The sequence below is a fragment of the Pseudoalteromonas sp. S4492 genome (assembly GCF_005886115.1).
Lineage (GTDB): Bacteria > Pseudomonadota > Gammaproteobacteria > Enterobacterales > Alteromonadaceae > Pseudoalteromonas > Pseudoalteromonas gelatinilytica.
This window is the reverse complement of the sequence record NZ_PNCP01000114.1, coordinates 1-1,674: the sequence shown is the minus strand read 5'-3', so window position 1 is coordinate 1,674 and position 1,674 is coordinate 1. Positions and strand designations below refer to the sequence as shown.

General features: G+C 43.4%; 1 protein-coding gene and 1 pseudogene. Both read left to right on the top strand.

The genetic code is table 11. The annotated features are described in order from the left end of the window. Nucleotides 1–359, top strand: a pseudogene (locus CWC28_RS22300) (hypothetical protein); the annotation flags it as partial. Between the two features lie 312 nt (nucleotides 360–671). Continuing rightward, nucleotides 672–1,529 (top strand): AraC family transcriptional regulator, encoded by an 858-nt coding sequence (locus CWC28_RS21015; RefSeq protein WP_138625728.1) that lies wholly within the window; start codon nucleotides 672–674, stop codon nucleotides 1,527–1,529. Nucleotides 1,530–1,674 lie beyond the last annotated feature (145 nt).

Below are 1,674 nucleotides of genomic sequence, written 5' to 3'. Positions count from 1 at the left end.
ACTTTCATGGTTACTGGCTCCAAAAAGGTGTCTACTTTTATGGAGTCAGATCAGTCAGCGGTCAGCGGTCAGCGGTCAGCGGTCAGCGGTCAGCGGTCAGCGGTCAGCGGTCAAATTTAAAGCGCGATTTTATGTCGCGCAATACGCTAATTAACTTCACGCTTCATCAAAGACATTTATTTGCACAAAGAGGATATGAGGCGCTGCGCTTTAGAGGAAAACAACAAAGTTATGTTATTACTTCCTCATTGTCTTCTCATTCAGTTCTCTTTGTGAATCTATTTTCGGCACTAAAGTACCTCCTACGAGCTAGGCCTTTGGTAAAGGCCTGCAAACAGCACCGTTCAGCTTCAAACTGACAGCTGAAAGCTGACGGCTCGTAATTCTCTTCTCTTTGTGAAGGTATTTACGCGCGTAATAAATTTCACGCCTACGTCAAAGATATTTATTTTCACAAAGAGGATAAGAGGCGCTGCGCTTTAGAGGAAAACAAAAAGTATTTACTTAACTATCCCAAACTGATTTTTTCTAGAAACTTCGAACACTTTCTCTGACTTAAAAGCAGCTGCTACAATTCGTGAATGTTAAGCAAAATGCGCAATTTCAATCAGGTAACGACTTAGGGGCCATGGCAAACTGGCCCCACTTCTGAAAAGCATTAACGAGTAACCATGAAAACGAAGCAACAACAACGCATTGAGCTGGTCTGTGACTACATTAGCCAGCATCTTGATAAACCTTTATCACTGGAGACACTCAGTGAGGTGGCATGTTGTTCGAAGTATCATTTTCATCGTTTATTTGTCGCTGGAGTTGGCCTAAGTGTTACCAAATATGCGCAGCTTGCGCGCTTAAAGCGTGCCTCATTTCGACTTGCATTTGAGCATCAACTTAAAATTATTGATGTTGCATTAGAAGCGCAATTTGATAGCCCAGAAGCATTTAGTCGTGCTTTTAAGCGCACCTTTACGCAATCGCCAAGCGAATTCAGAAGCAAACCAAACTGGCCTAATTGGCACACACAGTTTGAATTTTCATTACCTGACAAAAAGGTTTGCCCTATGAATGTAAACATTGTTGATTTTAAAGCACTGCCGGTAGCTTTATTAACCCACCAAGGCGCTGCTAATACCCTGATGAATACCGCTGCACAATTTATTGAGTGGCGCAAAGAATCAGGCTTTTCACCTGTTAAAACCAGTAACACGTATGGGATCCCGTATAGCGATCCGGCCACCACTGAAGACCATGCGTTTCGTTTTGACTTTGCAGGCAGTATTACCTCACCGATTACTGAAAATCCGCAAGGTGTGCGAAATGGTGAAATTCCAGCAGGACGCTGCGCCGTTGTTCGTCATAATGGCTCTCATGACACCATTAGCGATACAGTTTACTACTTATACCGTGAATGGCTGGTGCAAAGCGGCGAAGAAGTCAGAGACTTCCCTTGCTTCTTTCATTACCTCAACCTCATCCATGAAGTTGATGAATGTGACCTGCAAACGGATATATATTTGCCGATAAAATGATTGCGAGTTGCGAGTTTCGAGTTTCGAGGAAAAAATTTAAACGTTCTCAAGACCGTATTGTAGGGAAAGATTTTACCTCGTGGGTGAGATATATCTGGTAGCGGTATGATTTAAAAAAAATAGGGTGGGGAGGGGGGGGGGGGGG